The sequence below is a fragment of the Mycobacterium sp. KBS0706 genome (assembly GCF_005938675.2).
GTDB lineage: Bacteria > Pseudomonadota > Alphaproteobacteria > DSM-16000 > Inquilinaceae > Inquilinus.
Genome location: NZ_VCCH02000006.1, coordinates 33,111 through 59,970, shown reverse-complemented (window position 1 = coordinate 59,970; position 26,860 = coordinate 33,111). Strand labels below are relative to the sequence as shown.

24 protein-coding genes are annotated in these 26,860 nt (G+C 67.3%); 16 read left to right on the top strand and 8 right to left on the bottom strand.

Features of this window, described 5'->3' with window-relative positions; genetic code table 11:
* Nucleotides 1-4: 4 nt before the first annotated feature.
* The 5 genes from FFK22_RS04870 to ccrA all read right to left on the bottom strand — a co-directional run bounded on the left by FFK22_RS04870 (nucleotide 5) and on the right by ccrA (nucleotide 9,628).
* A complete protein-coding gene (locus FFK22_RS04870) occupies nucleotides 5-3,889 on the bottom strand; it encodes a type I polyketide synthase (RefSeq protein WP_221938394.1) in 3,885 nt (1,294 codons plus the stop codon).
* Entirely contained in the window at nucleotides 3,889-5,187 is a 1,299-nt protein-coding gene (locus FFK22_RS04865; RefSeq protein WP_138890178.1) for a carboxymuconolactone decarboxylase family protein, read from the bottom strand. Before FFK22_RS04865 ends, FFK22_RS04870 begins: the two co-directional genes overlap by 1 nt.
* 132 nt (nucleotides 5,188-5,319) lie before the next feature.
* Nucleotides 5,320-7,431, bottom strand: coding sequence for an AMP-binding protein (locus tag FFK22_RS04860; protein ID WP_138890177.1), 2,112 nt, complete (start codon nucleotides 7,429-7,431; stop codon nucleotides 5,320-5,322).
* Nucleotides 7,432-7,511: 80 nt separating this feature from the next.
* Complete coding sequence (locus FFK22_RS04855; RefSeq protein ID WP_138890176.1) at nucleotides 7,512-8,267, bottom strand: glucose 1-dehydrogenase; 756 nt, start codon at nucleotides 8,265-8,267, stop codon at nucleotides 7,512-7,514.
* 122 nt (nucleotides 8,268-8,389) lie between these two features.
* The gene (ccrA, locus tag FFK22_RS04850) at nucleotides 8,390-9,628 is read right to left on the bottom strand and encodes a crotonyl-CoA carboxylase/reductase (protein ID WP_221938393.1); all 1,239 of its coding nucleotides are present in this window, start codon (nucleotides 9,626-9,628) and stop codon (nucleotides 8,390-8,392) included.
* A gap of 900 nt (nucleotides 9,629-10,528) precedes the next feature.
* Between ccrA and FFK22_RS04845 the strand changes: the two genes are divergently transcribed.
* From FFK22_RS04845 to FFK22_RS04775, 15 genes are all read left to right on the top strand, one after another.
* Nucleotides 10,529-11,677 (top strand): LeuA family protein, encoded by a 1,149-nt coding sequence (locus FFK22_RS04845; RefSeq protein ID WP_186002309.1) that lies wholly within the window; start codon nucleotides 10,529-10,531, stop codon nucleotides 11,675-11,677.
* Between the two features lie 55 nt (nucleotides 11,678-11,732).
* A complete protein-coding gene (locus tag FFK22_RS04840; protein ID WP_138890174.1) occupies nucleotides 11,733-13,478 on the top strand; it encodes a thiamine pyrophosphate-dependent enzyme in 1,746 nt (581 codons plus the stop codon).
* 2 nt (nucleotides 13,479-13,480) lie between these two features.
* Nucleotides 13,481-13,978, top strand: a complete 498-nt coding sequence (locus FFK22_RS04835; protein WP_138890173.1) for an MEKHLA domain-containing protein — start codon at nucleotides 13,481-13,483, stop codon at nucleotides 13,976-13,978.
* A gap of 223 nt (nucleotides 13,979-14,201) precedes the next feature.
* Nucleotides 14,202-16,664, top strand: a complete 2,463-nt coding sequence (locus FFK22_RS04830) for a type VI secretion system Vgr family protein (RefSeq protein ID WP_138890172.1) — start codon at nucleotides 14,202-14,204, stop codon at nucleotides 16,662-16,664.
* Nucleotides 16,661-17,683: a DUF4123 domain-containing protein gene (locus tag FFK22_RS04825; protein WP_186002308.1), complete on the top strand. Its 1,023-nt coding sequence runs from the start codon at nucleotides 16,661-16,663 to the stop codon at nucleotides 17,681-17,683. The genes FFK22_RS04830 and FFK22_RS04825 overlap by 4 nt, the downstream gene beginning before the upstream one ends.
* On the top strand, nucleotides 17,680-18,549 hold the full coding sequence (locus FFK22_RS04820) for a hypothetical protein (RefSeq protein WP_138890170.1): 870 nt from the start codon (nucleotides 17,680-17,682) through the stop codon (nucleotides 18,547-18,549). Before FFK22_RS04825 ends, FFK22_RS04820 begins: the two co-directional genes overlap by 4 nt.
* Before the next feature lie 11 nt (nucleotides 18,550-18,560).
* The gene (locus FFK22_RS04815) at nucleotides 18,561-19,106 is read left to right on the top strand and encodes an SMI1/KNR4 family protein (RefSeq protein ID WP_138890169.1); all 546 of its coding nucleotides are present in this window, start codon (nucleotides 18,561-18,563) and stop codon (nucleotides 19,104-19,106) included.
* Nucleotides 19,107-19,119: 13 nt separating this feature from the next.
* A complete protein-coding gene (locus FFK22_RS04810; protein ID WP_138890168.1) occupies nucleotides 19,120-19,818 on the top strand; it encodes a hypothetical protein in 699 nt (232 codons plus the stop codon).
* The gene (locus tag FFK22_RS04805; RefSeq protein ID WP_138890167.1) at nucleotides 19,815-20,108 is read left to right on the top strand and encodes a PAAR domain-containing protein; all 294 of its coding nucleotides are present in this window, start codon (nucleotides 19,815-19,817) and stop codon (nucleotides 20,106-20,108) included. Before FFK22_RS04810 ends, FFK22_RS04805 begins: the two co-directional genes overlap by 4 nt.
* 13 nt (nucleotides 20,109-20,121) lie before the next feature.
* Entirely contained in the window at nucleotides 20,122-20,823 is a 702-nt protein-coding gene (locus FFK22_RS04800) for a DUF4123 domain-containing protein (protein WP_186002307.1), read from the top strand.
* On the top strand, nucleotides 20,756-21,160 hold the full coding sequence (locus FFK22_RS04795; protein ID WP_138890165.1) for a hypothetical protein: 405 nt from the start codon (nucleotides 20,756-20,758) through the stop codon (nucleotides 21,158-21,160). Before FFK22_RS04800 ends, FFK22_RS04795 begins: the two co-directional genes overlap by 68 nt.
* A 4-nt stretch (nucleotides 21,161-21,164) precedes the next feature.
* Nucleotides 21,165-22,097 (top strand): hypothetical protein, encoded by a 933-nt coding sequence (locus tag FFK22_RS04790; RefSeq protein ID WP_138890164.1) that lies wholly within the window; start codon nucleotides 21,165-21,167, stop codon nucleotides 22,095-22,097.
* 9 nt (nucleotides 22,098-22,106) lie between these two features.
* A complete protein-coding gene (locus FFK22_RS04785; protein WP_138890163.1) occupies nucleotides 22,107-22,688 on the top strand; it encodes an SMI1/KNR4 family protein in 582 nt (193 codons plus the stop codon).
* 111 nt (nucleotides 22,689-22,799) lie between these two features.
* Nucleotides 22,800-23,381, top strand: a complete 582-nt coding sequence (locus FFK22_RS04780) for an SMI1/KNR4 family protein (protein ID WP_138890162.1) — start codon at nucleotides 22,800-22,802, stop codon at nucleotides 23,379-23,381.
* Nucleotides 23,378-24,064 (top strand): hypothetical protein, encoded by a 687-nt coding sequence (locus FFK22_RS04775; RefSeq protein ID WP_138890161.1) that lies wholly within the window; start codon nucleotides 23,378-23,380, stop codon nucleotides 24,062-24,064. The genes FFK22_RS04780 and FFK22_RS04775 overlap by 4 nt, the downstream gene beginning before the upstream one ends.
* A gap of 62 nt (nucleotides 24,065-24,126) precedes the next feature.
* Here the strand turns inward: FFK22_RS04775 and FFK22_RS04770 are convergent, their stop codons facing one another.
* From FFK22_RS04770 to FFK22_RS04760, 3 genes are all read right to left on the bottom strand, one after another.
* Nucleotides 24,127-24,663, bottom strand: a complete 537-nt coding sequence (locus FFK22_RS04770; protein ID WP_138890160.1) for a hypothetical protein — start codon at nucleotides 24,661-24,663, stop codon at nucleotides 24,127-24,129.
* 11 nt (nucleotides 24,664-24,674) lie between these two features.
* Complete coding sequence (locus FFK22_RS04765) at nucleotides 24,675-25,391, bottom strand: hypothetical protein (protein WP_138890159.1); 717 nt, start codon at nucleotides 25,389-25,391, stop codon at nucleotides 24,675-24,677.
* 78 nt (nucleotides 25,392-25,469) lie between these two features.
* Complete coding sequence (locus FFK22_RS04760; protein WP_138890158.1) at nucleotides 25,470-25,946, bottom strand: type VI secretion system tube protein Hcp; 477 nt, start codon at nucleotides 25,944-25,946, stop codon at nucleotides 25,470-25,472.
* 352 nt (nucleotides 25,947-26,298) lie between these two features.
* Between FFK22_RS04760 and FFK22_RS04755 the strand changes: the two genes are divergently transcribed.
* On the top strand, nucleotides 26,299-26,808 hold the full coding sequence (locus FFK22_RS04755) for a peptidase S1 (RefSeq protein ID WP_138890157.1): 510 nt from the start codon (nucleotides 26,299-26,301) through the stop codon (nucleotides 26,806-26,808).
* The last annotated feature ends 52 nt before the right edge of the window (nucleotides 26,809-26,860 follow it).

The window sequence follows — 26,860 nt, the reverse complement described above, 5'->3', positions numbered from 1 at the left end:
CCGCTCACTCGGCCACCAGGGGCACGGGCTGTACGATCTGCTTCGCCGCCGCTGCGAGGAAGCCGGCCACGGCCTCGACCGCGGGAGGCTGCATGATCGAGAAGTGATCGCTGTCGAGGCCCAGAATCCGCAGCGGCCCGCTGGAAAGCGCCTCCAGGTGGGGAGCAGCCTCGTCGGAGCTTCCGGCGTTCTCGGCGCGGAGGGCGAGGGCATAGGACAGCGGCGCCCGAACCGGCCTCGGCCGGTGCCCGGCCAGCGCGGCGGCGTTCGCCGCATGGATCCGGAGCACGCGCTCCACGGTGGCGGGGTCGGCGATGGCGCGAAGGCGGCCGAGGCCGTGCTGCTCGCTGAAGACCGCCTGGAATTCCGGATGGCCGATCATCAGGTCGAGGACGCCGTCATTTTCCGCTCTCCCGACACTGTCGACCAGGCGGCGGATCCGGCGGGCGTAGACGCCGTCCGGCAAGGGGCTGTCGATGTCCACCAGCCCGGCGATGCGCGCGCCCTCCTCCTCCCATTGGGCGGTCATCTCCTGGGCGACCGCCCCCCCGAAGGACCAGCCGCCGACGATGTCCGGGACCCTGCCGGCGGCTTCGAGGACGGCCCGGCGATATAGCCTCGCCAACTCGCCAAGTGAGCGATACCGGACATCGCCCGCCTCGGCTTCCGGGTGCCGGACGCCGAGGACTCGGGCATCGCCGGGCCAGGCGGCCGCCAGCTCGCCGTAACACAGGACGTCGCCCCCGACCGGATGGATCAGCGCCACCAGCGGGCCCGGGCCGTCGCGGAGGGTGAGCACGTGGTCGGAGGACTCCCGGACCGACGGCATCGGCATGACGATGGCCTCTGCCGCTGCGGGCGCCGCCTGGGCCGGTGCAGGCGTGGCCCGCTCGCCCTCAGAGCCCGGCCCGTCCGAATAGAAGGCGGCGATGCTGCGCAGCGAGGCACCGGCGGCGAACCAGGCCAGCGGGACGGCTCGACCGAAGGCCTGCTGCAGGCGGCCGCGGATCGCTGTCAGCGCCAGCGAGTCAAGGCCAAGGGTCACCAGGGCCGCGTCGGCATCCTCGTCGACCGCGTCGCCGATGACGGGACGAACGATCTCGACAACCGAGGCCAGACTATCGGCGGCTGGCGTGTTCGCCGATGAGCCCGCGGCATCCTCGACCGGCCCCTCGCCCGAGGTCTCGGCGGATGGCACCGGATGCAGGCCTTCGGCGCGCGGCTGCAGCCCCACGGCCGGCAGCTCGATGTGCTTCAGGTCGAAGGCGTAGGTCGGCGCCTCGACGGGGGATGGCGGGGTCCCGTAGAGGCGGCGCCAGTCCGGCGAGTGGCCGGCGCAGTACAAACGCGCGCAGGCATGGGCCAGGCCGTCGGGCTCCGGATCCTCGTCGCCGCCGGGGCCGTCGCAGAGCGAGGAGATCGCCCGACTCCAGTCGCCGGAGGCCGCCTTCGCCAAATTGGACAGGGCCTTGCCGGGCCCGACCTCGAGGAAGGCGACGCCGTCCTTGGCGATGGTGTCGAGCGCCGCCCGGAACCGCACCGGCCGCTCGACCATGTCGACCCAGTGATCGACCGTGGCGATCTCGTCCCCGGCGCGGCGGCCGGTGACCGTCGAGATCAGCTCGATCTCGGGCGCCTGGAGCCGGATCGGGGCCAGGGCGTCGCGGAACGGCGCCAGGATCGGCGCCAGCAGCGGCGAGTGGCCGGGGGTGTCGTAGGTCGCCACCCGCGACACCCGGATGCCTTGCTCCAGCAGCGCCCGCTCGGCACCGGCGACGGCCGCGGCCGTGCCGCTGAGCACCGTCTGCTCCGGCCCGTTGATCGCGGCGATGAACAGCTCCGTGCCGAACCGGAACGCCGTCTCGAGCCATTCGGCGCCGGCGGCCACCGCCAGCATCGCGCCGTGCGGCCGCAGCGTCTCGAACAGCCGGCCGCGCGCCTCCACCGCCTTGAGCCCGTCATCGAGCGACATCACGCCGGCGACGACCGCCGCCGCGTGCTCGCCCAGCGAATGCCCGATCACCACATCGGGGCTGATGCCGAGCCTGATCCAGCTGCGGGCCAGCGAATGCAGCACGACGAAATGCGCCAGCTGCCCGGGATCGTGGCGGGCGCGGGCGGGATCGCGGTCGAGGATGGCCCGCTGTACCTCGGCCGCTACGCCCGGCGCCAGGCGCGCGAGGCAATCGTCGACCGCCGACCGGAAGATCGGGTTGTCGCGGTACAGGCCTCCGCCCACGCCGGGCCGCCAGCCGCCCTGGCCTGGGAACAGGAACACCAGCCGGCTCTTCGGCGCCGCCTTGCCGATGTGCCATCGGCCGGACGGCACACCGGCCGCATGTTCGCGCAGCGCCGCGGCCATCTCATCAGGCGAAGCGCCGACCACGGCCAGCCGGCGGTCCCAATGCTCGCGCCGGACGCTCGCCGTGTAGCACAGGTCGCGCAGCCCCGGTCCGGAAGGGTCCAGCGGCGCCTCATAGGCGGCCGCGAGCCTTCCCAAAGCCGCCTGTGATCGCGCCGAAAGGGTCAGGACCCGCATCCGGTCCGGCTGCTGCGCCGGCCTGGCCGTCGGCGGCGGCGCCAGCACGGCATGGGCGTTCGTGCCGCTGATGCCGAAGGAGCTCACCGCCACCAGGCCGCCCTCGGCCGGCAGGTCGCGGCCGGTCCGCGGCACCTCCATCCCGGCCCCGTCCCAACGGAACCGCGGATTGGGGGTGTCGAAGCCGGCCTGGGCCGGTGCATGCCGATGGCGCAGCACCAGGATCGCCTTGACCAGCCCGGCGATGCCCGCTGCCCCTTCGAGATGGCCGAGCTGGGACTTCAGCCCGCCCAGCAGCAGCGGCGACCGCCGCGCCACGTCGCGCGTATAGGCGTTGCGCAGGGCCGTGAGCTCGATCGGGTCGCCGAGCGGCGTGCCGGTGCCGTGGGCCTCGACATAGACGACATCCTCCGGGCCGGCGCCGGCCTGGGCCAGCGCCTGCCGGATCACGGCCTCCTGCGCCGCCCCGTTCGGGGCCGTCAGGCCGTTGCTGGCGCCGTCATTGTTCACGGCAGACCCGACCAGCAGCGCCTCGATCCGATCCTTGTCGGCCGTCGCCTCGCCGGTTCGCTTCAGCACGACCACGGCGCCGCCCTCGCCGCGGATGTAGCCGTCGGCCCGGGCGTCGAAGGTGCGGCAGGTGTCGGTCCGCGACATCGCCTGCAGCCGGGCGAAGCCGATCGTCTCCTCCGGCCCGAGGATCAGGTTGGTGCCGCCGGCGATCGCCAGGTCGCAATCGCCGCAGCGCAGGCTCTGCGCCGCCAGATGCACCGCCACCAGCGAGGCGGAGCAGGTCGAATCCAGGAAGATCGCCGGGCCCTGCAGCCCGAGCGTGAATGCAACGCGGCCGACGCCGACCGCGCGGTTGGCGCCGAGCTTGCCCCAGGCGGTGATGCGGTGCGGGTCGCCGGAGGCGACGGTCCGGCGTGCGTAGTCGACGTCGCCGGCGGTCAGGAACAGGCCGACGCGCCGCCCGCGCAGGCTCGACGGCACGATCCCGGCATGTTCCAGCGCGCTCCAGCACAGCTGCAGCATCCAGCGCTGCTGCGGGTCCATCTCCAGCGCCTCGGCCTGGGAGATGCGGAAGAACTCCGGATCGAAGCCGTAGGGATCGCCGACATAGCCGGCCCGCCGCGAATAGGTCGTCCCGGAACGGTCGGGATCCGGCGAATGCCAGGCCGCGATGTCGAAGCGGTCCGCGGGTGTGTCGCGGATGGCGACCTTCGCGGAGGTGACGAAGTCCCAAAACGCGGCCGGCGTGTCGTTGTCGCCCGGCAGCCGGAACGCCATGCCGATGATCGCCACGGGGTCGACGACCGGACCGCCCCCCTGCTGCAACTGACCTTGCATCAGACCTGCCCCTCCAGTCGGGCGAACGCATCGGGGAAAACTCGCGGCTGCCGATCGGACAGGGCCTCGCCGAGCCGCACCATCGCCTGCTTCGTGACGACGGCGCCGGCATAGGGCAGGAGTTGAAGAACGGCCTCGGTGACCTCCTGCCGTTCTGCCCCCGCGTTCAACGCGGCATTGACGTGGCGCTTGAACGGCTCCGTATCGATGACGCGGCCGGTCATCGCGAGCGCCGCGACCGTGACGAGCTCGCGCGTCTTGGCATCGAGTCCGGGCCGGACGAACACGCCCCGCGTGGCGACGCTCGTGTATTGGCGGACGAGATCCGGAGCGATGTCCTCGATGTCGGTGAGGAAGGTCTGGTCGGGCGGGTATTCCCTCCCGCGCCAGACCCGGGGCCATTTCTCGAAGCGCGAACCCTCCTCGATCACGGCTGGGCCGGCGCTGTCGAAGCCTTCCTTCTCCTGGTCGCTGTCGCGAGGCTGCTCGACCTCGTAGCGCTCGAAGACCTCCAGGGACGCGCCCGCCAATGCCAGGACGCGCGGCCAGCCGATGTAGCCGGTCATCTGGATCAGGACCTCGATCAACTCCGATCGGGTCCACCCGCACCGCAGGCATGCCTCGAGGCCGTCCCGCACATCGCCGGCCTGGTTGCTCCTGGCGATGATCATCCCGAGCGTCGCCAGCTGTCGATCTCTCGGCTCCAGCCCGGGCCGGGTCCATAATTCGGTGTCCCCGAACTCGGCGATCAGGCGAGCGAGATCCGGGGAGAGGTCGGCGTCCGGTTTCGGCTTCCGCAGGAGAGGACCGGAGCTGCCGGCCTCCGGCCGTGAAACGGCCGGATCGAGATCCGTCGTATCCAGATCGATCGCCCGCTCGCGCAGCACCTCTCGAACGAGCCCGAGACCGCTGAATGCCGCCTGGAATCCGCCATGGACGAAGGACTGGATGACGATTTCGACAAGCTGACGGGGCGTCCAGCCTGTGTTCAGCATTCCCGCGCAATGGAATTTCAGGGCCGACGGCGCGTTGCCCATGACGCAAAGAACACCGACGGTGACGAGTTCGCGGGTCTTCAGCGACAGCTCCGGTCGCCCGACAAGCTCGCCATATCCGTGCTCGATCAACAGCCGGTGGAACTCCGGCGAAAGCTGGAAAAGCGGCCGCACCATTCGATCGTAGTCGTCGCCGCCGACCGCCCTGATCGCGGCGATGCCGGCGTCCCATCGGGAGGGCTTCTGCTCCCGCTCGTCATCGGCATGCACAGCATCGGCACTGGCCACATCGCTCTCGGACATCGCGTTATGAAACTCCTGCGGCCGCGCGAGGCGGTTAAGCCTGGAGCCGGGGGTGAAAGGGATCGACGGGGACGATGGGTGCTGCCGGGAGCGCCGGGGGGGCGGGCTCCATGGCGCACAACGCGGAGGCCGCTACCAGTTGGCCGCCTCCGCGATCGGCGCTTCCCGGCTGGCGGCGGCACCGGTCTCACGGGAACCGACTCTGCCCGCGAGGTAGCCCGCCAGCGCGCCGAACGTCGTGTATGTCCAGAGCAGGGTCTGGTCGAGATCGAGGCGAAGCTCGGATTCGAGGAAATGCGTCAGCTCGACCGAGCTGACGGAGTCGAACCCGATCTCAGCAAAGCTCTGACCCGGATGCGACGGCGCACCATGACCGCGCGAAACCGACCAGTTCGTGATCAGGGTCATCATCGCGTCGATGGTCCCGACGCCGGAGGCAGGGTTCGGCGCGGGCGCCGCCGCAGCCTCGGACAGCCTTTCGCCAGGCACCTTGACCGTGATCGGAACCACCTTAGAGGAGCGGCCCTGGATGGCCCGCTCGAGCTCTCCGCGCTGATAGAGCGTCCGGCACAGAACCCGCTGGATCTTGCCGGCCGAGGTCTTCGGCACCGTCTCCGGCTTCGTCAGCACCACGTCCGACACCGCGATGTCGTGCTCCCGGAACACGGCCTCGGAGATCCGTGAGACCAGCTCGTCCCGATCGGCGGTCGCGAGCCATGACCGCTCGATCTCCTGGACCACGACGATCGCCTCGGCATTCTCGCGCTCGATCGAGAACACCGCCCCGCCTGCGGGCTTGAGCGCGTCGTGCGACCGCTGCACGGTGGCCTCGATATCCTGCGGATAGATGTTCCGGCCGTTGACGATCATCACCTCCTTGATCCGGCCGGTGACGTAGAGCTGGTCGTCGATGACGATGCCGAGATCGCCGGTCCGCAGGAACGGGCCCTGTCCGTCGGTCGTCCTGGCGCCGAAGGTCTGCTCGGTCACCTCCGGGCGCCGCCAATAGCCGCTGGCGACGCAAGCGCCGGAGACCCAGATCTCGCCGATCGCGCCGTGTCCGCAGATCTCGCGCGTCTCGGGATTGACGATGGCGACGGTCTGGGGCGGCCGAACCCGCCCCGAGCTGACGATGATCCGCGATCCTGCCCCCAAGGCGGGGACGATGCGGCCGGCATCGAGGGCATCCGGATCGACCGACAGCATTGCCGGCGCCTGGCCGGGATCACCGACGGAGACCATCAGCGTCGCTTCCGCCAGGCCGTACACCGGCTGGTGAGTCCCGGCGCGGAAACCGTGGTCGCGGTAGGCCTCGCTGAAGCCGTCGATCGTCGAGGCTCTGATCGGCTCCGCCGCGTTGACCGCATAGGCCCAGCTCGACAGGTCGAGGTCTTCGCGCTTGTCGGCCGGGATCCGGCGGACGCACAGCTCATAGGCGAAGTTCGGCGCCATGCTGATCGTCGCCTTGTACCGGCTGATCGTCTCGAGCCATCGCCTCGGGTTCTGGATCAGCGACACCGGCGGCAGCATGATGCAGAGCGCGCCGTCGAACACCGACTGCAGGATGTTCCCGATCAGGCCGAGGTCGTGATAGGGCGGCAGCCAGCAGACGACGACCGCGTTGAAGTCGAAGCCGCACCAGGGGCCGATCACGCCGGCATTGGCGAAGAGGTTGCCGAATGTGACGATCGTGCCCTTCGGGATGCCGGTCGACCCCGATGTGTATTGCAGGAAGGCCGGGGTATCCGACGACGGGCGTGGCCAGGCGATGCCCGCGGGATCCGCGTCCAGGTCGTCCGGCGACAGCATGGGCAGGGACGACAGCTCGGGGTTTTCGGCGAACCAGCCGGCGAGCTTCGGCACCGAGGCCGCCTCGGTGAGGATGCAGGCAGAATCGGAGTCACGCACGATCGCGACCAGCCGGTCCCAGGTCGAGCGCCCCGGCTTGGCCAGATGGCACGGCAAGGCGATGACGCCGGCCCGGAGGCAGGCGAGGAAGGAAACCACGAACCCTGCGCCGGGCTCGAACAGCATCAAGGCACGGGATCCGCGGAGGCCTCGCGCCACGAGGGCGGCGGCGTATCGCTCCACCTGGTCGTGCAGCTCGCCATAGGTCAGCCGGAGCTTCTCGGTTCCGTCGGTGCCGACGACCACGAATGCGTCCTTCGCCGGATGGGCCATCGCCCTTTGCGAGAGAATGTCTGAGAACCAGCGATCGGCATGAGCCAGCGGGTCAGTCGCCATCGGGACCTCCTGGGAGTGCGCCTGGGGGCGCTCGTGACGTGTTTGATTGGTATGGCGAGCGGCCGAAGCCGCCGCGCGAGCTAAGCTGCGGTGAAGCCGCCGTCGACCGCGAGCGTCGCACCCGTGATGAATGATGCCGCGTCGCTGGCGAGGAACAGAGCCGCCTCAGCCACCTCGGCGGCCTCGCCGAAGCGTCCGATCGGGTGGATGGCCAGCAGCGCTTCCCTGGCCCCCGGCGGCGCGATCAACCGGTCCAGCATGTCGCTTTTCGTGCCGCCGGGGCAGATCGTGTTCACTCTGACATTCCGGCCGCCATATTCGAGTGCGGCGCATTTCCCCAGCCCGATCAGGCCGTGCTTCGCCGTCTCATACGCCGCGAGCCCCGGCATCCCGACCAGCCCCAGCACCGAGGAGGTGTTCACGATCGCCCCTCCTCCGGTCTTCAGCATCTCCGGGATCTCGTATTTCATGCTGAGGAAGACGCCCTTGAGATTGATCCCCATCAGGCGGTCCCAGTCCTCCTCGTCATGTTCGACAAGCGTCTTGCCGAGGATCTCGATTCCGGCGTTGTTGAAGGCGATGTCGAGCCGGCCGAAGGCTTCGACCGTATGGGCCACGGCGTTCCGGCAATCCTGCGCCTTGGACACGTCGGTCCTGATGAAGATGGCGTCGCCACCTGCATCGCGAACGCTCGCGACGACGCGCTCCCCCTCTTCGACGCGGCGAGCCGCGACAGCGACTTTCGCGCCCTCCCTTGCGAAGAGCTCCACGGCTGCCTCGCCGATACCCGAGCTGCCGCCTGTGATCAGGGCGACCTTGTTCTGAAGTCTGGACATGAGTTGCTCCGCCCGCATCGCCCGTTCAGGCCTGCGCATTGTCGCCACGGCAATGGCCCGCCGGGGACTTCGTTGATCCATCGAGAATTTGAGGTTTCGCGCCTGATGCCGGCGCCCGCCGATCAATCCAGCCGCGCTCCCTCGCCCGGCCGAGCGGCATGGATCAGGACCGCCATGTTGCCGGGACGGTGCTGGTTCCGCAGCATCTTGGCGTGGGCCGCCGGCAGCTCGTCCCAGGCGAACAGCTCCGACAGGCACGGGTCGATGCGGCCCGCCATGACCAGGCGGTTGGCCTCGGCCGCCTGCTTCAGATTGGCGAAGTGGCTGCCCTGGATCCGCTTCTGCCGCATCCACACATAGCGGGCATCGAAGGTCAGGTCGTAGCCGCTGGTGGCCGCGCAGAACACCACCATGCCGCCGCGCTTCACCAGGAAGCTGGAGACCGCGAAGGTGTCCCGCCCCGGATGCTCGAAGACGATGTCGACCTCGCCGCCGGGACCGGCCGCCTGGCGCACGGCCCGGCCGAAGGCCTTGACCTTGTCCAGATAGGCCGCATAGCCGGGCGATCCGATCGGCGGTGGCGCCCCCCAGCAGTCGAACTGGGTTCGGTTGATCGTCGCCGCCGCGCCGAGCTTGCGGGCATGGGCGGCCTTCGCCTCGTCGGAGACCACGGCGATTGCCCTCGCTCCGACCACGGTGGCGAGCTGGATCGCCATCGATCCCAGTCCGCCGGCGGCGCCCCAGACCAGGACGGTCTTGCCGGGTCCGACAACATGCGGCACATGGCCGAAGAGCATGCGATAGGCAGTGGCCAGCACCAGCGTGTAGCAGGCGCTCGCCTCCCAGGTCAGGTGCTTGGGCTTCGGCAGAAGCTGGGCTGCCTGGACGCGGGTGAACTGCGCGAAGGCGCCGTACGAAGTCTCGTAGCCCCAGATCTTCTGGGTCGGCGACAGCATCGGATCGCCGCCGTTGCACTCCTCGTCGTCGCCGTCGACCTGGCAGCAATGGGCGATGACCTCGTCGCCGACACGCCAGTTGCGAACGTTCGATCCGACCGCCCAGACGATCCCGGACGCATCCGAGCCGGCGATGTGGAACGGATGGTCGTGGAAGTCCATCGGCGACACCGGATGGCCGAGTGCCGCCCAGACGCCGTTGTAGTTGACACCCGCCGCCATCACCAGGACGAGGACTTCGTCCGGGCCGATCGCCGGCACGTCGACGATCTCCCGCTGAAAGGCGGTCGAGGGGTCGCCATGAGCCTCTCGACGGATCGTCCAGGCATGCATCCGCTCCGGGACGACGCCGAGCGGAATGTCGTGGCCAAGATCGAATGCTGCCGGCGTAACAGGCGCGAGCACGTTGGCCCTATGTCCGAAGTCCACAATAGTCAAAGCATCCCCCACAATTTGCAAAGACTCGCGCGAAATCTGCGAGAGCGCAACTGCGACTCGAAAGCGCGAACACACCAGTTGGCGGCGGGAAGTTTTTTATCAATCGAGACTGCATAGTCTCTTAGACTTGATGTGCCATTTGGTTAGGAAAATCGCAACTTAAAAAATGCGGGTTGTGGGAACTTTTTCTCGAATCAACATCAGGCTATATTATCTAAAGATTTATGCACATTAAGTAATATAACCAGAGTAACGGGAAAGCCACGGATTCTCATAGAGTTGGTTGCCGGCGACGAGTTGCCATGTCCGAAGCCTGCTGCAATTTTGACCAATGTGCTTATATTCGCATCGAATGCCGCAAAATGATGATCAGCCAATCTTTAAACAAATGTTTATTAGCGCCGATGATCTGTGGATCCCTTCGGCCACCGCTGAAGCCCGATGTAATGTGGGCTATCGGGCCGACAGCGGCGCCTACCAGAAAGCCGCCTGGGATTGCCGCAAAGCTAGGCGTCAGATATTACGATAATAGTTCCGAACTTTTTCTCACTCTCTTAGCTTATTAAAATAAAATTGATTGCATTTTTTGACATAAGGATTCTTTTGACTCTGCAAAATACGCACAGTTAAATAATGTCCGATAAACGAGAAATCCGCTTCCAACTATATTCGCAGATTTGCGAGTAAGTTGAGAAAGCGGCCATCTGGCCAATACACCCGTCTTACCAATGCGACTCCACTTCGAGAATGAAGACGCCTGGGCGAAGCAATCCACGCCTCCTCAATCAGAACCCGAAGTCCTTCGGGAAACGTGATGGCGACCTGATTGGAGATCAGACCATGCCGACTGTTTGTAGTCATCGGCCGTTGACGATTTTCGACACCAGCCTGCGCGATGGCGAGCAGGCGCCCGGGAATGCCATGTCGCTGCAGCAGAAGCTGCGCATCGCCCGCGAGCTCGAGGCGCTGGGGGTGAACACGATCGAGGCGGGATTTCCGGCGGCGTCCGACAACGACCTCGCCGCCGTCCGCGCCATCGCCGAGGCGGTGCGGGACAGCCGGATCTGCGCCTTCGCCCGGGCCAGCCGCACCGACATCGAGGCCGCCGCCAAGGCCGTGGAGCCGGCCCGGTCGGCGCAGATCGAGATCCTCGGCGTCGCCTCCGAGATCCACCTGCGCCACAAGCGCCAGATCTCGCACCAGCAGGCGCTCGACGAGATCGAGAGCGCGGTCCAGCTCGCCCGGCGGATCGGCTTCGACGACATCTGTGTCGCCCCCGAGGACGCGACCCGGGCGGACCCGGACTTCCTCGGCGCGATGTGCGAGGCCGCCGCCCGCGCCGGCGCGACCATGATCCTGATCCCGGACACCGTCGGCTGCCTCCTGCCCGGCCGGGTGCCGGCCCTGGTCGAGACCGTGCGGGCGCATGTGCCGGCGGAGGTCAAGGTCGCCATGCACGCCCATGACGATCTCGGCCTGGCGGTCGCCAACACCCTCGCCGCCATCGAGGCGGGGATCGACGAGATCCAGGTGACGCTGTGCGGCATCGGCGAGCGCGCCGGGAATTGCGCCCTGGAGGAGGTGGTCGCCGCCCTGACGGCCCATCCGACGCATTTCAACCGGTCGACGACCATCGACATTCGCCGGGTCTATGCCGCCTGCCGGCTGCTGATCGACAGCATCCAGCTGCCGATGGCACGCGGCAAGGCCATCATCGGCGAGAACGCCTTCGCCACCGCCGCGGGCATCCATCAGGCCGCGATCATCCGCAACCCGCAGACCTACGAGTTCCTGGAGCCGGACATGTTCGGCGCCGAGCGCCGGATGGTGATCAGCCGCCATTCCGGCCGGCATGCGCTGAAGGCGAAGATCGAGGCCTTCGGCCTGTCGCCGACGCCCGGCCTCGTCGAATCCCTCTATCGCGAGCTGACGGCGTCGGAAGAGCCGGTCTGCAGCGACAGCAAGCTGCGCTCCCTGGTCCTGCAGAGCACGACGGAAGCCGCGCTGCCGGCCTGACCGAAGCCCCAGCCCGGCTCGTCGCACCACACTCCCGTGAATTCGAGGCGTTCGCATGGATATTCATGTTGCGGAAACCGTGACCGGTTACGAGGCCCTGGTGGCGACGTTGGAGTCCTGGGGCATCGAATTCTGTGCCGGCGTCACCGGCGGCGGCACGATCCGCTTCCTGGAGACTCTGCCCCCGCTGCAGCCGGGCGAGGATGCGGCCGGCGCGAGCGAGCCGGACGGGATGCGCTTCCTGTCGCTCGGCGAATACGCCGCCGGCTTCGTGCCGCTCGGCAGCTGGCTGGCGTCCGGCCGCATCGGCGCCTGCGTCGCGACGACGGGTGCCGCGACCAAGCTGCTGGGCTGCGGCCTCAGCGACGCCAAGCTGCACGACATCCCGGCGGTCTACATCATCCCGGCCTCGCCGGCCTCGACCGAAGGGCTGAGCCCGCTGCAGGACACCAGCCGCCATGGCAGCCACATGCTGGCGCAGCTGCGGGCGGAGCTGCCGGACGGCGTCTTCGTGCTGGATGACGCCGCTGCCATGCGACGGCAGCTGCAGCAGGCCCATGCCCAGCTGAAGCGCTGCAAGCCGGTCGTCCTGGTCCTCGACCATGGGGCGCTCAGGACCGAGATGGCGGCGGACCCGTATCGCGCGCCCTCGCCCCCCGATCCGGCTGCCGCGCCGGCCGGGACGGACGCCTTCATGGATGCGTTCTGCCGCAGCATCCGCGGCCGGCGCGTCGTCATCCTCGCCGGCGAGGAGCTGGCCCGGGTTCCCGACGCGCCGCAGTTGACCTCCCGCCTGTGCGAGCGGCTCGGGGCCCCCATCGTCTGGAGCATCAACGGCGCCAACGGGGTCGAGCGCGGCAATCCCCGCGGCTTCGGCTATATCTCCTTCGGCGGTAACGACGCGGCGATCCGGCTCTGGCAAAGCATCGGGGCGGAGGACGTGCTGCTGGTCCTCGGCGCCTGCCCGGACGAATACACGGTCAACCACGCCCCCTATGCCGCCGGCGACACCTTCGTCCTGACCGGGCTGCAGGGCGGCTACGGCCAGGTCGAAGGGGGATTCGGCCACCGCGCCGCCGGCGTCTACCGGCAGCTCGTCGCCCCGCTGGACACGGCGCTCGAGTCCTTGCTCGATCGGCTCGACTGGCAGTTGCCGGAGACCCGCCGGGCCGATCCGGCGCCGGACGACCTCAACACACGCCGGCCCGGGGCGCCGAAGCCTGGCCATGTCGACATGGCCGCGCTGCTCCGGGCGCTGGATGCGCGCTGGCGGCCGAACACCATCGGCTTCGACGATGTCTGCCTGGCCTATAAGGACCGGCAATACGTCGTCCAGCGCCCCCATCCGCAGGCGCGCTTCTTCTCGCTGTATCGCGGCTCGGCCATGGGCAACGTGCTCGGCCTGGCGATCGGCGCCAAGCTCGCCGCGCCGGAGAGCGATGTCGTCGGCTTCACCGGCGACGGCTGCTTCCGCCTGTTCGCCGGATATCTGGCGGAGGCCCGCGACCTTGGCCTCCTGCTGTTCGTGCTCGACAATGCCAGCTACGGCATCATCGAGCAGGGGGTGCACACCATCATCCCGGATGCGCCGGCGTCGCGCCGCCACTTCCGGCTGACCCGGATGGATTTCGGCGCCATGGCCGGCGCCTGCGGCTGGCGGTCGGCGGCGCTTCGCCCCGAGCTCACCAATCTGGACGACATCCTCGACGCCCATCGCGCAGGCCCGGCCTCGACGCTGGTCACGGTGCCGGTCGATTCCGGCCACATCCTCGGCATCAACCCTCGGGCCGGCAACCTGTGACCATGCAGTCCCGCCCCGCCCCGCGAGCCGACCTCTATGCCGTGAGCCTCGCCCGCGATCCCGATTTCCTCCGCCTCCTGGCCGGCAGCCATGCCCGGCTGGTCGGCGCGCCGCTGCTGCCGGAAGACGCCCGCGACGACGAGGCCCGGGCGCGCTGGCTGTACGAGGCGGCGCCGTTCTGCGTCCTGGCGCACAACACCGATGCCGATCCGCGCTTCATCTATGCCAACCGGGCGGCCCAGGCCCGCTTCGAATATGGCTGGGACGAGTTCACGACGCTGCCGTCCCGCCTCTCGGCCGAGGCGCCGGACCGGGCGGAGCGGCAGCGCCTGCTGGACGCCGTCACCCGCGACGGCTTCATCGGCGACTACCGCGGCCTGCGCATCGCCAAGTCCGGCCGGCGCTTCTGGATCGAGAGCGCCACCGTCTGGCAGCTGGTCGACGAGGCCGGCGCGCTGCACGGCCAGGCCGCGGCCTTCCGGGACTGGCGGGAGATGTAGAATCGACAGGCATGTCTGCAACGATCTGCCCACGGACATGCGCCGGGGGAATCGGCCAATCGGATAGGCCGGATGTCCCTTCTCGTAACAAAACAGACATGAATCTCGGCCTCCGGACACGGAGAAACTCCTGACTCCGACTCCGATCCTATCTCCTGGCTTGCCAAAGCCGCCCGATCTGGCGACAAGTTGATCAGATTTCGATCCAGTCGGGATTGTTGCCATGGCGGGGTACGATTACGTCGGCTCATTGACGCAGGCCGGCCGGCTGTTGTCGATCGACACGCCGCTGGGCCGGGACGTCCTGCTGCTGGAACGGATGCAGGGGCAGGAAACGCTGTGCGACCTGTTCGACTTCCGGCTGCACGTGCGCTCGAAGCGCCAGGACATCGCGCCGGACGAGGTGGTCGGCCTGCCGCTGTCCTGGACCCTGGAGCTGCCCGGCGGCTCACGGCGCAGCTGGTCCGGCGTGGTCGGCGCGATCGAGGCGGGACATGCGGTCGGCGACGGCATGCGCGCCTACACCGTCACCGCCAGGCCCTGGCTGTGGCTGTTCTCGCACACTTCCGACTGCCGCATCTTCCAGCATCAGACGACGCAGCAGATCCTCGAGACCATCTTCGGCGAGGCCGGGATCCGGGACTACGACTTCGGCGCCGTCACCGGGCCGAAGGAGCCCCGCGGCTACTGCGTCCAGTACAACGAGACCGACCTGAACTTCGCCTTCCGGCTGCTGGAGGAGGAAGGATGGTGCTGGTGGTTCCGCCATGAGGCCGGCCAGGACGGCGGCGCGGCCCGCCACGTGCTGGTGGTCGCCGACAATCCGCGCGCCTTCGCCCCGGGCGAGGAGCCTCGGCTGCGCTACACCACGACCAATGTCGACCTGAACGACGTCACGGTCTGGACCCGGCGCTGGGCCTTCAAGCCCGGCGCGGTGGCCGAATCGGACTGGAACTTCGAGACGCCGCGGCAGGACCTGACCCGGGCGCAGCCGACGGTCAACCCGATCAAGACCTCCAAGCCGTTCGAGATGTATCGCTGGGGCGGACGGTTCTTGGAGAAGGGCCGGGCCGACCACATCACAAGGCGCCGCATGGAGGTGCATGAGGCCGCCTTCGACACGATCGCGGCCGACAGCGGCAACCGCCGCATCGCCCCGGGCCAGGGCTTCACCCTGTACGGCCACCCGATCGCGGCCGAGAACGGCGACTACACCGTGATCTCGGTCGACCACGAGGCCAAGGACCCGACCTACGCCCCGGACGCCGGGATCGAAGGGCCGAGCTACGCCAACCGTTTCGCCGCCATGCCGGCGAACAAGCCCTTCGTGCCCGAGCAGAAGACCCCGCACCCGAAGATCGAGGGGGTGCAGACCGCGACCGTGGTCGGCCCGCCGGGCGAGGAGATCTGGATCGACCAGTACGGCCGCATCCAGGTGGCCTTCCACTGGGACCGCTATGCCAGGAAGCGCGACGGCGACAGCTGCTGGATCCAGGTCTGCCACGCCGTCTCCGGCGGCAATCACGGTCTGCAGGTGAAGCCGCGCATCGGCATGACCGCCTTCATCACCTATGTCGACGGCGATCCGGACAAGCCGCTGTGCATCGGCACCGCGCCGAACCCGGACAACATGGTCTCCTACGCCTTTCCCGACAACAAGACGCGCTCGACCTGGCGTTCGCTGTCGCACAAGGCCGAGGGCTATGTCGGCAACAACGAGATCTCGATGGAGGACGACACCGGCCGGGAGAACCTGTTCCTCCACGCCCAGAAGGACCACACGCTCAAGGTCCGCAACAACCATGTGAAGCGGGTCGACAACGACAAGGTCGAGAGCATCGGCGCCAGCAAGGCGATCAACGTCGCCGCCAACCACAAGGAGGAGATCGGCGGCTCGATGAACCTGACGGTCGGCGGCGCCGGCGGCGGCGCCTCCAGCCTCCTGTCCAATGTCGCCGGGCTCGCCGGCTCCTCGGCCGGGCTGATCGCCCAGGCCACCAGCATCGCCCAGCGGGGTGGCGCCTTCTCGGGTGGGGGCGGCGGTTCCGGCGGCGGCGACGGTTCCGGGCTCGCCGGCAGCCTGGCCGCCGGCGCCTTGTCCGCGACCCCGGCGCTGATGCAGAGCTTCGCCGGGCTGATCGGCGGCTCGGCGCTCGGCTTCCTCGCCGGCCCCGCCCTCAACGCGCTGTCCGGGCTGGTGGCCGGCCCCAGCACGCGCCAGGACGCCGGCGCCGCGCTGCAGGCCTCCGGCACCGGACTCGGCACCGCGGTCAACCAGCTGTTCTCCCTGCCCGGCATGAAGAACACCGTCGTCGGCAGCTTCCAGGCCGACACCATCGGTGTCGGCCGCCACGAACAGGTCGGCGTCGCCAAGACCGTCAATGTCGGACAGGCCTATGTCGTCAAGGTCGGCACGGAGCTGCGCACCAAGGTCGGGGAGACCGTCGACCTCGTCTCGGGCGAGAAGATCGTCCATCGCACCAAGCAGCATTTCACGGCGGCGAAGGAGAAGATCCTGCTCTCGGCACCGGGCGGGTCGATCGAGATCAACGAAACCGGCATCGTCATCAAGGGGCTGAAGGTGGAGATCAAGGGCAACTCGATCGACTTCTCCTCGGGCGGCCCCGGCAAGGGAACCGACCTGGCCTTCAGCGAGGAATGCCCGGCCCAGAAGTCCAAGCCATGATGCAGGCGGCCCTCGACTTTCTCGAAGCCGGGCGCGCCGCCGCCGGCGACGGGGCCAGGCTCTATATCGTCGCCGATGCCGGCCGCGACCGGAACATCCGGACGCTGCTGCAGGGCCTGGCCGAGGAGAGCGCGTCCCTGTACCAGGGCGAGGCCCTCGCGGAGTATGGCGACGAGGCGCCCTGGCTGGCGACGGCCGGGCCGCATGGCGGCTTGTGGAGCTGGCTGATCGAGGAAGGGCTGGGCCGGCGCTGGGGCGTGTTCCTGGTGTCGCACCGGGACTTCGACTCGGTCCGCCGGCATCTGCGCCGCTTCGTGAAGATCCGGACCTGGGAAGACCAGCTGGTCTATTTCCGCTTCTTCGATCCTTTCATCTGGAACAGCCAGGTCGGCTTCCTGTCGGCGGAGCAGCGCCGGCATCTGTTCGACGGCATCGACCTGACGATGACCGAGCTGGGCGACCAAGGCTTCATGCGCCTGAGGCTGGAAGCGGATGACCGCTTCGCCGCCCGCATCATCGAGCCGAAGCCCGATGGCGGGATCGCGACCACGGACCGGCTGCAAAGCCTCCCCGGGATCGACCTGGCCGGCTCCGGCATCCGGCCCTTCCTGACGCTGACGCGCGCGCAGATGGAGGCGCCGCTCCTGTTCAACCGGCCGATGCTGGTCGAGCATGTGCTCGATCACCTGCGGCCGGATCATGGGCAGCGCATGTCCTTCTTTCCCGAAGGGGCGCAGCGCTCGATGGTCAATCGCGGCATCGAGCTGGCGTTCTCCTACGGCATCTCCGACCTCGCCCATATCCGGCTGTTCTGCGACCTGATGTGGCGCATGGCGCCCGGCTTCCACCGCCAGCAGCAGATCACCGCCGTGCTGCGGCGCACCGACCTGCCGGCCGAGCGGCGCTTCGACATCCTGGCGGATGACCGCTATGCCGACGCCTGGGTCGAGGCCGAGGAGCTGCGCGACTTCAAGGATTGGTTCCCCGACCTGCCACGCCCCCAGGGGACGACGCCATGAGCCAGGAATTCAACCGCCTGGGCCAGCAGGAGCTCAAGAACGACATCTGGAGCAAGGCCAAGGAGATCGCGGTCCAGAATCCGGAGATCATCACCGATGTGACCGGCATCTTCGACCCGACGCCGATCTCCGACGGGATCTCCACCGCCGCCGCCTTGTGGAAGGGCGACTGGATCGGCGCCGGCCTGTCTGCCGTCTCGATGTTTCCCTATCTCGGCGACGCCATCGGCAAGACCGGTAAATTCGCCCGCTACGGCGCCAAGGGCGAGAAGATCGCCGACCTCGTCGGCGGCCTGATGGCCAAGGCGCTGAAGGGCGGCGACGCGCAGCGCCAGTTCCTGCAATGGCTGTCGCCGCAGAAGGTCGACGAGCTGCGCAAGCAGGCCATGGCCAAGGTCCGCGAGGCGATGCTGAAAGCCCGCAAGAAGGTGCCCAACTGCAAGGAGTGCGAGGAGTTCAAGGGCAAGCTGCAGATGCCCAAGAAGGGCGAGAAGGGCAAGTGGAACACGCCGGACGGCGAGGCCCCGGCAAGCGGAAGCGGCAAGTTCGAGTTCAACGAGCCGGTGAAGCTGCCAGACGGCCGCACGGTCGACCATATCGAGTACAAAGATGGCTTTCCCGTCTTCGACAACTATGTCGAGGGACAGAAGCACACGCTGGATGTCGTCACCGGAAACGTGGACAAGGACCTGTCCCAGCTGAAACGGCAATACCCGGGCACCGAAGTGCCGGACCTCGATGACTACGTCCTGCACCATTTCGAAGACGGGCAGGTCGGGTTCGTTCCGAGGGCGGTGCATGACAAGGCGGACACCGGCGTGGCGCATGCGGGCGGCAACTCGATCATCAACTCGGACCTGTTTTGAGGAGCACGACAATGGACCTGGCGAGCATCAATCCTCGTCTGGCGGCGGTCGCCGCAGCGCAGCCCAACGCCAGGCAGGCTGCCGACGCGATATCGGCTCTGGAAGCCCAGATCGGGCTTCCCCTGCCGGCCGAGTATTCGGATTTCCTCAAGGATTGCGGCGCGCTGAAGATCCAGAACACCGATCTCGGCTGGTTTGTCGTGACCTTCCTGGCGGGCGACCAGAAGGTCGTGCAGTCCGGCTATTTCGGCGGCTTCAGCAACACAGAGCGGATCGCGGACCGGTACAAGAAGTTCATCGACCCGTCCAAGCATGAAGACGGCGTCGGGGCTCTGATTCCGCGGAGCATGATCCCGATCGGCGTCAATGCCGGAACGGATTACGTCCTCCTGGACCTCTCCGCCGAGCGCTCGGGCTGGGTCTGGCAGTGGCCGGAGCAGTACGCCACCTGGGGCACGGACGAGAACAACCGGATGGGCCTGATCGCCCGTGGCTTCAGCGAGTTCCTCGCCGGCATCGGGACCGAGGACGAGGTCGAAGCGGCGCTTCGACGCTGACCGGGGAGATCCCGTGTTCCTCGATCCGGCCAGGCTGGTGCCCGCCATTCGGCGCGACGCGGAGCTGATCGCCTCGACATCGTTCGAGGCGTGGCCCGAGGCCGCGCAGGCGGCGGCGCTTGCCCGCCCCCTCGCCGCGCTGCGGCTGCCGCCCGCCGATCTGGAGCGGGTTCTCCGGCACAACCGGTCGTATCGGACGCGCCACGGCATCGCCGCCGCCCCGGCGATCGACGACCTCGCCGCGGGCCTGGCCGCCATCGCCTCCACGAAGCGGCTCTTCCCGAAGCTCGGGCCGCTGAGCTGGAAGGAGGCGCCCTGGCTGGCCTGCCTCGACGGCGCGGCGGCCGCGTTGTGGAGCGGCGTCCTGCTGCGTTCGGCGACCGATCGCATGGCGCTGGTGCTGGAAGCCTGGCTGGCGCTGGAGCTGCCGGCCTTGCTGCATCTTTTCCCCCATCTCGATCTCGCCGATGCCACGGAAATCCGCTTCGCCGTTCAAGGTGGAGCGATCCGGACGGTCCGGCGCCGAGACGGCGGGGACCGCCCGGCTGCCCCCGGCGAATCGGGAGCACTGGAGTTCGTCCGGTCGCTGGTCGGCCGAACGTCGCTCGACCGGGTTTTCATCGACGTGATCGACCGGGGGGCGAACGACCCCCGCATCGTCGACATCAATCCCATTCTCGATACTCGCCAGGATTTCGGGAGGGCCGCATGACCGGACGACCGATCGCAACCATCGGCCATCACCACCTCTGCCCGGCGGCCGAAGGGTCGAAGCCGCATGTCGGCGGCCCGATCTCGCAGCCGCAGCAGAGCTTCGTGCGGTTCAACGGCGTCCCGATCGCGGTGCGCGGCGACAAATGCATCTGCATCGGCCCCCTCGACACCATCACCGGAGGGTCCGGCCTCGTCCGCATCAACGGCAAGGCCGTGGCCAGGATCGACGATGCGACCGCACACGGCGGCCGCATCGTCCAGGGCGTGTCCTCGATCAAGGCCGAGTGAGAAGGCCGCCACCATGATGAAGCAGGCGGTCCTCGACTTCCTCGAAGCCGAGCGCGCCGCCTTGGGCGACGACGCTCGACTCTATGTCGTCGCCGACTGCAGCCGCGACCGGACCATCCGGACGCTGCTGCAGGCCCTGGGCGAAGAGAGCGTCAGCCTGTACCAGGGCGAGGCTCTGGCGGAATATGGCGACGAATCGCCCTGGCTGGCGACGGCCGGCCCGCATGCCGAGTTGTGGACCTGGCTGGTCGAGGAAGGGCTCGGCCGGCGCTGGGGCGTGTTCATCGTCTCGACGCTGCCCTTCCCGGAACTGCGGTCCCATCTTCGGAAATTCGCCAAGGTCCGGACCACCGACGGCGCGTCGCTGTTCTTCCGTTTCTTCGACCCTCAGGTGCTCGCGGGCCAGGTACGCGTGTTCTCGAAAGAGCAGCGCGAGCGCTTCTACGCCGGCATCGCGACCCTCGGCTTCGAGATCGGGGACGACGTCTTCATGGCGGCCAGCCTGCTGCCCGATGGCCGGCTGCAGTGGCGCAGCGTCAGAGGATCCGACGATCAGGCGACCATCCGTAAGGAGGGCTACGCCACCCTTCCCGACGTCAATCTGGCGGGGTCAGCCGCGCGGCCGGTCTTCGTGTTCACGCGAGCAGATGGAGCTGCCGATCCTGATCAACCGGCCGCTGCTGATCGAGTATCTGATCGACTATCTGGAGGATGATTTCCGAGCCCGGATGAACCTCTATCCGAAGGGCTATCTGCAGCTGATGATCGCCCACAGCGCCCAGTTGGCGATCGAGACCTTCAGGATCCACGACCTGGCGCATATCAAGCTCTTCGCCGGCCTGATGTGGCGCATCGCCCCCGGCTTCCACAAGGAGCCGCAGATCAACGCCGTGCTGCGGCGGACGGACGTGCCGGCCCGCGACCGCTTCGACCGCATCCTGCAGCCGGACTTCGCCGACGCCTGGGCGCGGGCGACCGATCTGCGCGGCTTCCGGCACTGGCTGCCCTTCGCGGAAGCCGGCTTCACGGACCAGGATCTCGACGAGGACTAACGCCGTGGAGGAATTTCAGAAGAACTTTAAATCCAACGCACTCGGGGATCTTTGGGAATTCTCAAAGAACAATGCTGAACTGATTCCGGATGTCACCGGCCTTGTCGATCCGTCGCCCGCCTCAAACATCGCGTCCGCTGCGATCGGAGTGAAGAATTTCGTCGTTGCTGCTTGGGATCTCAATCTGGGCGGCATGGGTGGTGCGGTTGTCGATGTGGCCGGCGCGGCGGCGGCGTATATCCCGGGGGTTGACGTCGCCAACCTGATTCGAAAACTGAACAAGCTCGGCCCCGTCGGCATCCGGGCCGCCAAGCTGGTGGAGAAGGTCGGCACCGGCTTCGACAACATCACCGACGCCCAGGCCCAGTTCACGCAGCTCATGGGCAAGGACGCGATGATCAAAGCGCGCGCCGATGCCCTGAAGAAGGCCCAGGAAGAGGCCATGAAGGCCCGCAAGGGGCATCCGAACTGTAAGGAATGCAGGGAGGATATGAAGGGCAAGATGCAATTGCCGCAGAATGGCGGCACCTGGAAGGACGCCAACGGAAGACCGCTGAAGGAAGCCCCGGCGGACGGGTCGGGAACCTTCACCTTCGACCAGCCCCAGCCATTGCCCGACGGCATGAAGGGGCCGGACGGGAAGACAACGGTCGACAGCATCCAGTACAGGGGCGGGGAGCCGGATTTCAGCGCCTATAGCTATCCCGGCAGCCGCCACCAATTGGATTCGATGACAGGATCGGTAAAGCAGGACAAGCCGGCATTGGATGCGTTGATGAGAAGCAATGGCTCAGAGCCGCCCGATCCCCGAAACTGGGTCGCTCACCATTTCAACGATGGTTCCGTAGGCTATATTCCCAAGTCGATCCACGACAGAGCCCTCGGCGGCGCCAGCCATACCGGGGGCAATTCTCTACTGAATTCTCCGGTCTTCTAGGAGGAAAAAATGACTTTCGATCTGAATGCCGTCAACCCACGATTGGTCGAGGTATGGGAGCGCACGCGCCTGCGTCGACCGCAACGGGTTCGGGTAAACATCAAGCCCTTGGAAGATATCGAAAAGGATTGCGGAAACAAATTTCCAGAAGATTATTGGAATTTCATGAATCAGTATGGATCGATATCGCTCGATTTAGGAGATATAGATACGTGTATAGTACAATATTCGATAGGAAACGCCATCAAAAAAGATTGGCAATGGATTTATGGAATAGCAGATAGCGACTTTGTTCTAGAATATTATATGAAACTATCACGACCCCATATCCATTTCGCGGATCTGGGACCGATGATTCCACCAAAAACTGTTCCTATCGGATACACCGCAGACGGAGATGAGTTTTATCTGATGGATCTATCTAACGAAAAATACGGCAGGATCTGGCACAAAGGAGAAGGCACACGCGCCACTTGGGGCACCGAAGGCAACACGATTCTGGGCTTCGTCGCGCCGAGCTTCACTGCGTTTCTCGCCGGACTGATGACCAAGGACGAGGCCGAGCAAAAGCTCGCTGCCGAAAGCCCGTGAGCGGGCTGGGCGGCGGCGACCGTGCGGATTCGATTTTGTCGCAGCCATAAGGTGTTGGGTGCGCCGAAGACAACTGGCGGCTGAATTCTCCGGTCTTCCGAGGGGTAACCGATGGCCTTTGATCTGAACACCGTCAATCCGCGCTTGATCGAGGTTTGGGAGCAAACGCGAACGCGATGGCCGGATAAGATGCAGCCGGATACCCGACCGCTGGAGGAGGTGGAGGAGGATTGCGAGGCGCAATTTCCTTCGGATTACTGGGATTTCATGAAAACATACGGATCTGTATCCCTTAGTCTCGGAGAGATAAAAGCATGCATAATACAATACTCAATAGCAGGATCAATTAGAAAAGACTGGCATTGGACACTCAGCATCTCACCATCAAGATCTGTGCGCGAAAACTACATGACGCTGTCCAGGCCGCACATGCACTATGCTGATCTGGGGCCACGAATTCCACCCAAGACGGTTCCGATTGGGGTCTCGTATAGCGGAGACGAAGCATATCTCCTGGATCTGTCCGAAGAAAAATACGGTAGAATTTGGTATAAGGGAGAGGGCACACGCGCCACCTGGGGCACCGAAGGCAACATGATCCTAGGCTTCGTCGCGCCGAGCTTCACCGCGTTTCTCGCCGGGCTGATGACCAAGGACGAGGCCGAGCGCAAGCTTGCCGAGGAAGGCCGGTGAGGCTCGACTTCGCCGCCGCCATCCGGCGCATCGAAACCTGCGCCGATCGGGTCATCGAGACCTCGTTCGAGAATTGGCCCGAGGGCCTCGCCGACCACGCCCTGGCCCGTCCCCTCGCGTCGCTGTGGATCGCGCCCCGCGACCTCGAGGCCGTCCTGTCGCACAACCCGCCCTATCGCCGGTTCCGGGGCTGGAACGTCGAACGCAACATCCCAGCCGTATCCCGGGCCGGGACGGAGGCGATCGACGGCGGCCTGTTCCTGAAGCTGGGCCCGTGCAGCTGGCACGAACGATGGGGACTCGGGATCGGATCGCCGGCGGCGCTGGCGGCACACGGCTTCGGCACGGCCCTGAGAAACGTGACCGACCGCATGGCCGTCATCCTCCATGCCTTCGTCACCCGGGGCGAAGGCACGTATCTCCACCTCTTCCCCTTCGTCGATCTCTCGGCGGCCCGCGAGTATCGGGTGCTGATGCAGGGCGGCGTCGCCCGCCTGCAGCGTGTCAAATATCGCGAGCAGCCGGGGGAGGCAGCGGCGGGCCGCCAGGATGCCGACGACCGGATCATCGCGACGGCGTCCCGGCTGGCTTCGACCTATCGGCTGAAGGATTGTGTCCTCGACCTGGCGAGCACCGGGCGCGAGGACGACATCCGCCTCATCGAGATCAACCCGGCCGTGTGATCCGGGCGATTAGGACGCTGGCGCCGGCAGCGCGGCCGCGTATGGCCGCGTCGCCCGGTCGATCAGGCGGCCGCCGCCGCGCGGTCCTCCTCGCGCAGCGTCACGGCGATCACGGCGAGGGCCGCCAGCAGTCGGGCGCCGGCCGGCCGCGACTCGGCTGAATCGGCCGGGCTCCGGCCCGGACGGCCGCCGCTCAGGGCGACGGACCGGATCTCCGCCCCGTCGATGCCGGGGATCAGCCGCGCCAGGGCGGCGTCGAACAGGCGCGACGGCCGCAGCGCTCCGCTGCCGCCGTTCTGCTCCGCCCCGGCCAGGCGGTCGCGGGCGATGCGGCCGGCCTGGGCCGCCAACGCCTCGTCCTGCGCCGGTGCGGCCGAGGCGGCGGTCGACCCGGAGGGCAGCCGCCAGGCGAGCCGGCTGCGGAAACCGGGCAGCGACGGCCCGAGCTCGGAGACGGCCCATTCCAGCAGCATGGCCTGGCGCTGACGCCGCAGCGTCTCCGCCGCCGTGCCGGCGGCCTCGGCCGCGGAGCGGGAGGACGGCCCGTCGAGCTCGCGCAGAACCTCTCGGACCAGTTCGATCATCTGATCAGCGCGCATGATCTTCATCCTCAGCTGATGGGGATGGCAGGGGCCGGGGCTGGGCTCGGCGCCGCCGGCACCGGAATCGGATTCGGCGCGGCGGCCGGGGGCTCCTGCACCAGCGGCCGCGACGCCCGGATCCGGCTCATGTCGACATCCGGGGACAGCCCGGCGCGGGCCTGCTCCTGGGACAGCCCCGCTCGGGCCGGCTCCTCGGGCGGCAGCCCCACGCGCGCCTGCAGCGTCGGCGCCGCCACCGGCTCGCCCTCGCCGATGGTGTGGACCAGGCCGGAGACCGAGACGATCAGGCCGCTCAGATCGTTGATGGTCGAGGCCTGCTCGGGCACGGTGGCGGCGTTCCGGCTGGTCGACACGCGGGTCCGGCCGAGGGCCAGGCTGACCTGGCGTTCGGCCTTCTGCAGCTCGGCATACTGGTCCGGATTCACCCGGCGGCCGCCCTGGTCGTCCAGGTTGGACCTGGTCTCGACGATCTGCTGCTTCAGCTGCGTCAGCCGCTGCCGCATGGTCTCGACCGTGCGGTCGAGCGTGAGGCGCGAGGTTTCCGTCTTGCGGGCCAGGGCCTCGGCCGACAGCGGCACCTCGGCGACCAGCGTCGACGCCGGTGCCGCGGGTTCCGGCCCCTTGGCGTAGCCAGGGAACGCCTTCTGGTCGGGAATCTCCTGGCCGCAGGCCGCCGCCAGGAGGGACAGGGCCAATGCGGTGGCCGGGGACTTGATCGACATCATCGGCAACACCTTTCGCGAATGGGGAACGGGCCGGGACCCGCGACGGGTCCCGGCCGGCCAATCACCTTCGCAACCCGCTTACCCGCGCAGCGTGGTGCCGACGTCGTAGCTCGCCACCTGGTTGCTGACGGGCTTATGGTTCTCGTCATAGGTGGTGTATTTCAGATCCACCTTGGTGAAGTTCAGGGTGCACTCCTCGACCGGGCGGTCGCCCGTGGTGTTGATCTGGTAGCCGCTGACCAGCGCGTTGGTCAGCTTGTACTCCATGTAGGTGCTGCCCGGGCTGCCGGTGGTGACCAGGTGGATGGTCACGGCCTTGCCCTGGTTGCCGGTCGCGGCAGCCTCGAACAGCTTCAGGGACGCCCCGTCCATCGCCTTGGTCAGGCGAATCTCGCCGATCACCGGCTCGGAGGCCTCGCGGTTCTGGGAGGAGCCGGACGGCGTCGAGACGGCGCGGTGCACGCCCCAGTTCAACGACGCCACATCCATCCACTTCTTGTGGTTCTCCTGCGTGGCATCGCCCTGGATGCCATCGATCTGAACGTAGATCGCCATGGTCCCTCACGTCTCCTTTCGTAGGAAATTAGATGCGAACGGCATCATCCGATACAGGGGGCCGGGTCCGCCACGAGGGCTCCGGCAATCCAGAGCACCTCGGATCATGAACTTCCTTGGAATCCCTTCCCAAATTACAAACGACCGCTGTCGCGTCCTGACATTTCCGCCTAACCAGCTATAATCTGCGCGGCGGTCCTGACACATCAGCGTCACATTTCAGGTCCAGATCCCCCTGGGTGACTCAAGCACGCTCGAGACAAATGCATCTATACACAGGATTATGGAATCTGGAAGGCGAAAGGCATTTAGCGCATAATCGATATTAGGTAAGCTCGGAAGGAGGCCCCTGGTGCGGCTTTGTTGGACAATCCTCGCGCTGGTGGTGAGCGCAACCCTGGCTTTCGGCCCGATCTCGGCCCAGCAGCCCGAGTCGCCGTTGCCGCCGCCCAATCCGGAGGCGCCCCCCTACTATAAGAGCCTCACTCTCGAGGGCGAATTCAAAACAGACCCTTTTCCCATCGGTGTCGTCGCCGGAGGCCACTACTCCGTCTCCCGCATGGGCCGGGACTGCATCGGCAACATCACGGCCGAGCGCCCCGACGTGACGGTCGAGTTCAAGGACGGGAAGCGTCCGCTCACCCTCTATGCCGCCGCCGCGTCGGACACCTCGCTCCTGGTCCACACCCCGGGCGGGCAGTGGCTGTGCGCGGACGACACCACCGACGGCGGCATGAACCCGGCCCTGACCTTCGACCGGCCGGAGAACGGCACCTATGCCGTCTGGGTGGCGTCGGTCGATACCTCTAGCCGGCCGGTCCCGGCCGTCCTGGCGATCAGCGAATTCGCCCCATCCTGGTGATGCGCAGGACGGACGGATCATTTCCCTATGGCCGGCGGGCGCCGCTTCCCGG

Excerpts from the sequence above, each read along its gene's own strand:
- FFK22_RS04870 (WP_221938394.1), bottom strand. The coding sequence starts at position 3,889 with ATGCAAGGTCAGTTGCAGCAGGGGGGCGGTCCGGTCGTCGACCCCGTG.
- FFK22_RS04865 (WP_138890178.1), bottom strand. The coding sequence starts at position 5,187 with ATGTCCGAGAGCGATGTGGCCAGTGCCGATGCTGTGCATGCCGATGAC.
- FFK22_RS04860 (WP_138890177.1), bottom strand. The coding sequence starts at position 7,431 with ATGGCGACTGACCCGCTGGCTCATGCCGATCGCTGGTTCTCAGACATT.
- FFK22_RS04855 (WP_138890176.1), bottom strand. The coding sequence starts at position 8,267 with ATGTCCAGACTTCAGAACAAGGTCGCCCTGATCACAGGCGGCAGCTCG.
- FFK22_RS04840 (WP_138890174.1), top strand. The coding sequence starts at position 11,733 with ATGGATATTCATGTTGCGGAAACCGTGACCGGTTACGAGGCCCTGGTG.
- FFK22_RS04835 (WP_138890173.1), top strand. The coding sequence starts at position 13,481 with ATGCAGTCCCGCCCCGCCCCGCGAGCCGACCTCTATGCCGTGAGCCTC.
- FFK22_RS04830 (WP_138890172.1), top strand. The coding sequence starts at position 14,202 with ATGGCGGGGTACGATTACGTCGGCTCATTGACGCAGGCCGGCCGGCTG.
- FFK22_RS04825 (WP_186002308.1), top strand. The coding sequence starts at position 16,661 with ATGATGCAGGCGGCCCTCGACTTTCTCGAAGCCGGGCGCGCCGCCGCC.
- FFK22_RS04820 (WP_138890170.1), top strand. The coding sequence starts at position 17,680 with ATGAGCCAGGAATTCAACCGCCTGGGCCAGCAGGAGCTCAAGAACGAC.
- FFK22_RS04815 (WP_138890169.1), top strand. The coding sequence starts at position 18,561 with ATGGACCTGGCGAGCATCAATCCTCGTCTGGCGGCGGTCGCCGCAGCG.
- FFK22_RS04805 (WP_138890167.1), top strand. The coding sequence starts at position 19,815 with ATGACCGGACGACCGATCGCAACCATCGGCCATCACCACCTCTGCCCG.
- FFK22_RS04800 (WP_186002307.1), top strand. The coding sequence starts at position 20,122 with ATGATGAAGCAGGCGGTCCTCGACTTCCTCGAAGCCGAGCGCGCCGCC.
- FFK22_RS04795 (WP_138890165.1), top strand. The coding sequence starts at position 20,756 with ATGGAGCTGCCGATCCTGATCAACCGGCCGCTGCTGATCGAGTATCTG.
- FFK22_RS04785 (WP_138890163.1), top strand. The coding sequence starts at position 22,107 with ATGACTTTCGATCTGAATGCCGTCAACCCACGATTGGTCGAGGTATGG.
- FFK22_RS04780 (WP_138890162.1), top strand. The coding sequence starts at position 22,800 with ATGGCCTTTGATCTGAACACCGTCAATCCGCGCTTGATCGAGGTTTGG.
- FFK22_RS04770 (WP_138890160.1), bottom strand. The coding sequence starts at position 24,663 with ATGCGCGCTGATCAGATGATCGAACTGGTCCGAGAGGTTCTGCGCGAG.
- FFK22_RS04765 (WP_138890159.1), bottom strand. The coding sequence starts at position 25,391 with ATGATGTCGATCAAGTCCCCGGCCACCGCATTGGCCCTGTCCCTCCTG.
- FFK22_RS04760 (WP_138890158.1), bottom strand. The coding sequence starts at position 25,946 with ATGGCGATCTACGTTCAGATCGATGGCATCCAGGGCGATGCCACGCAG.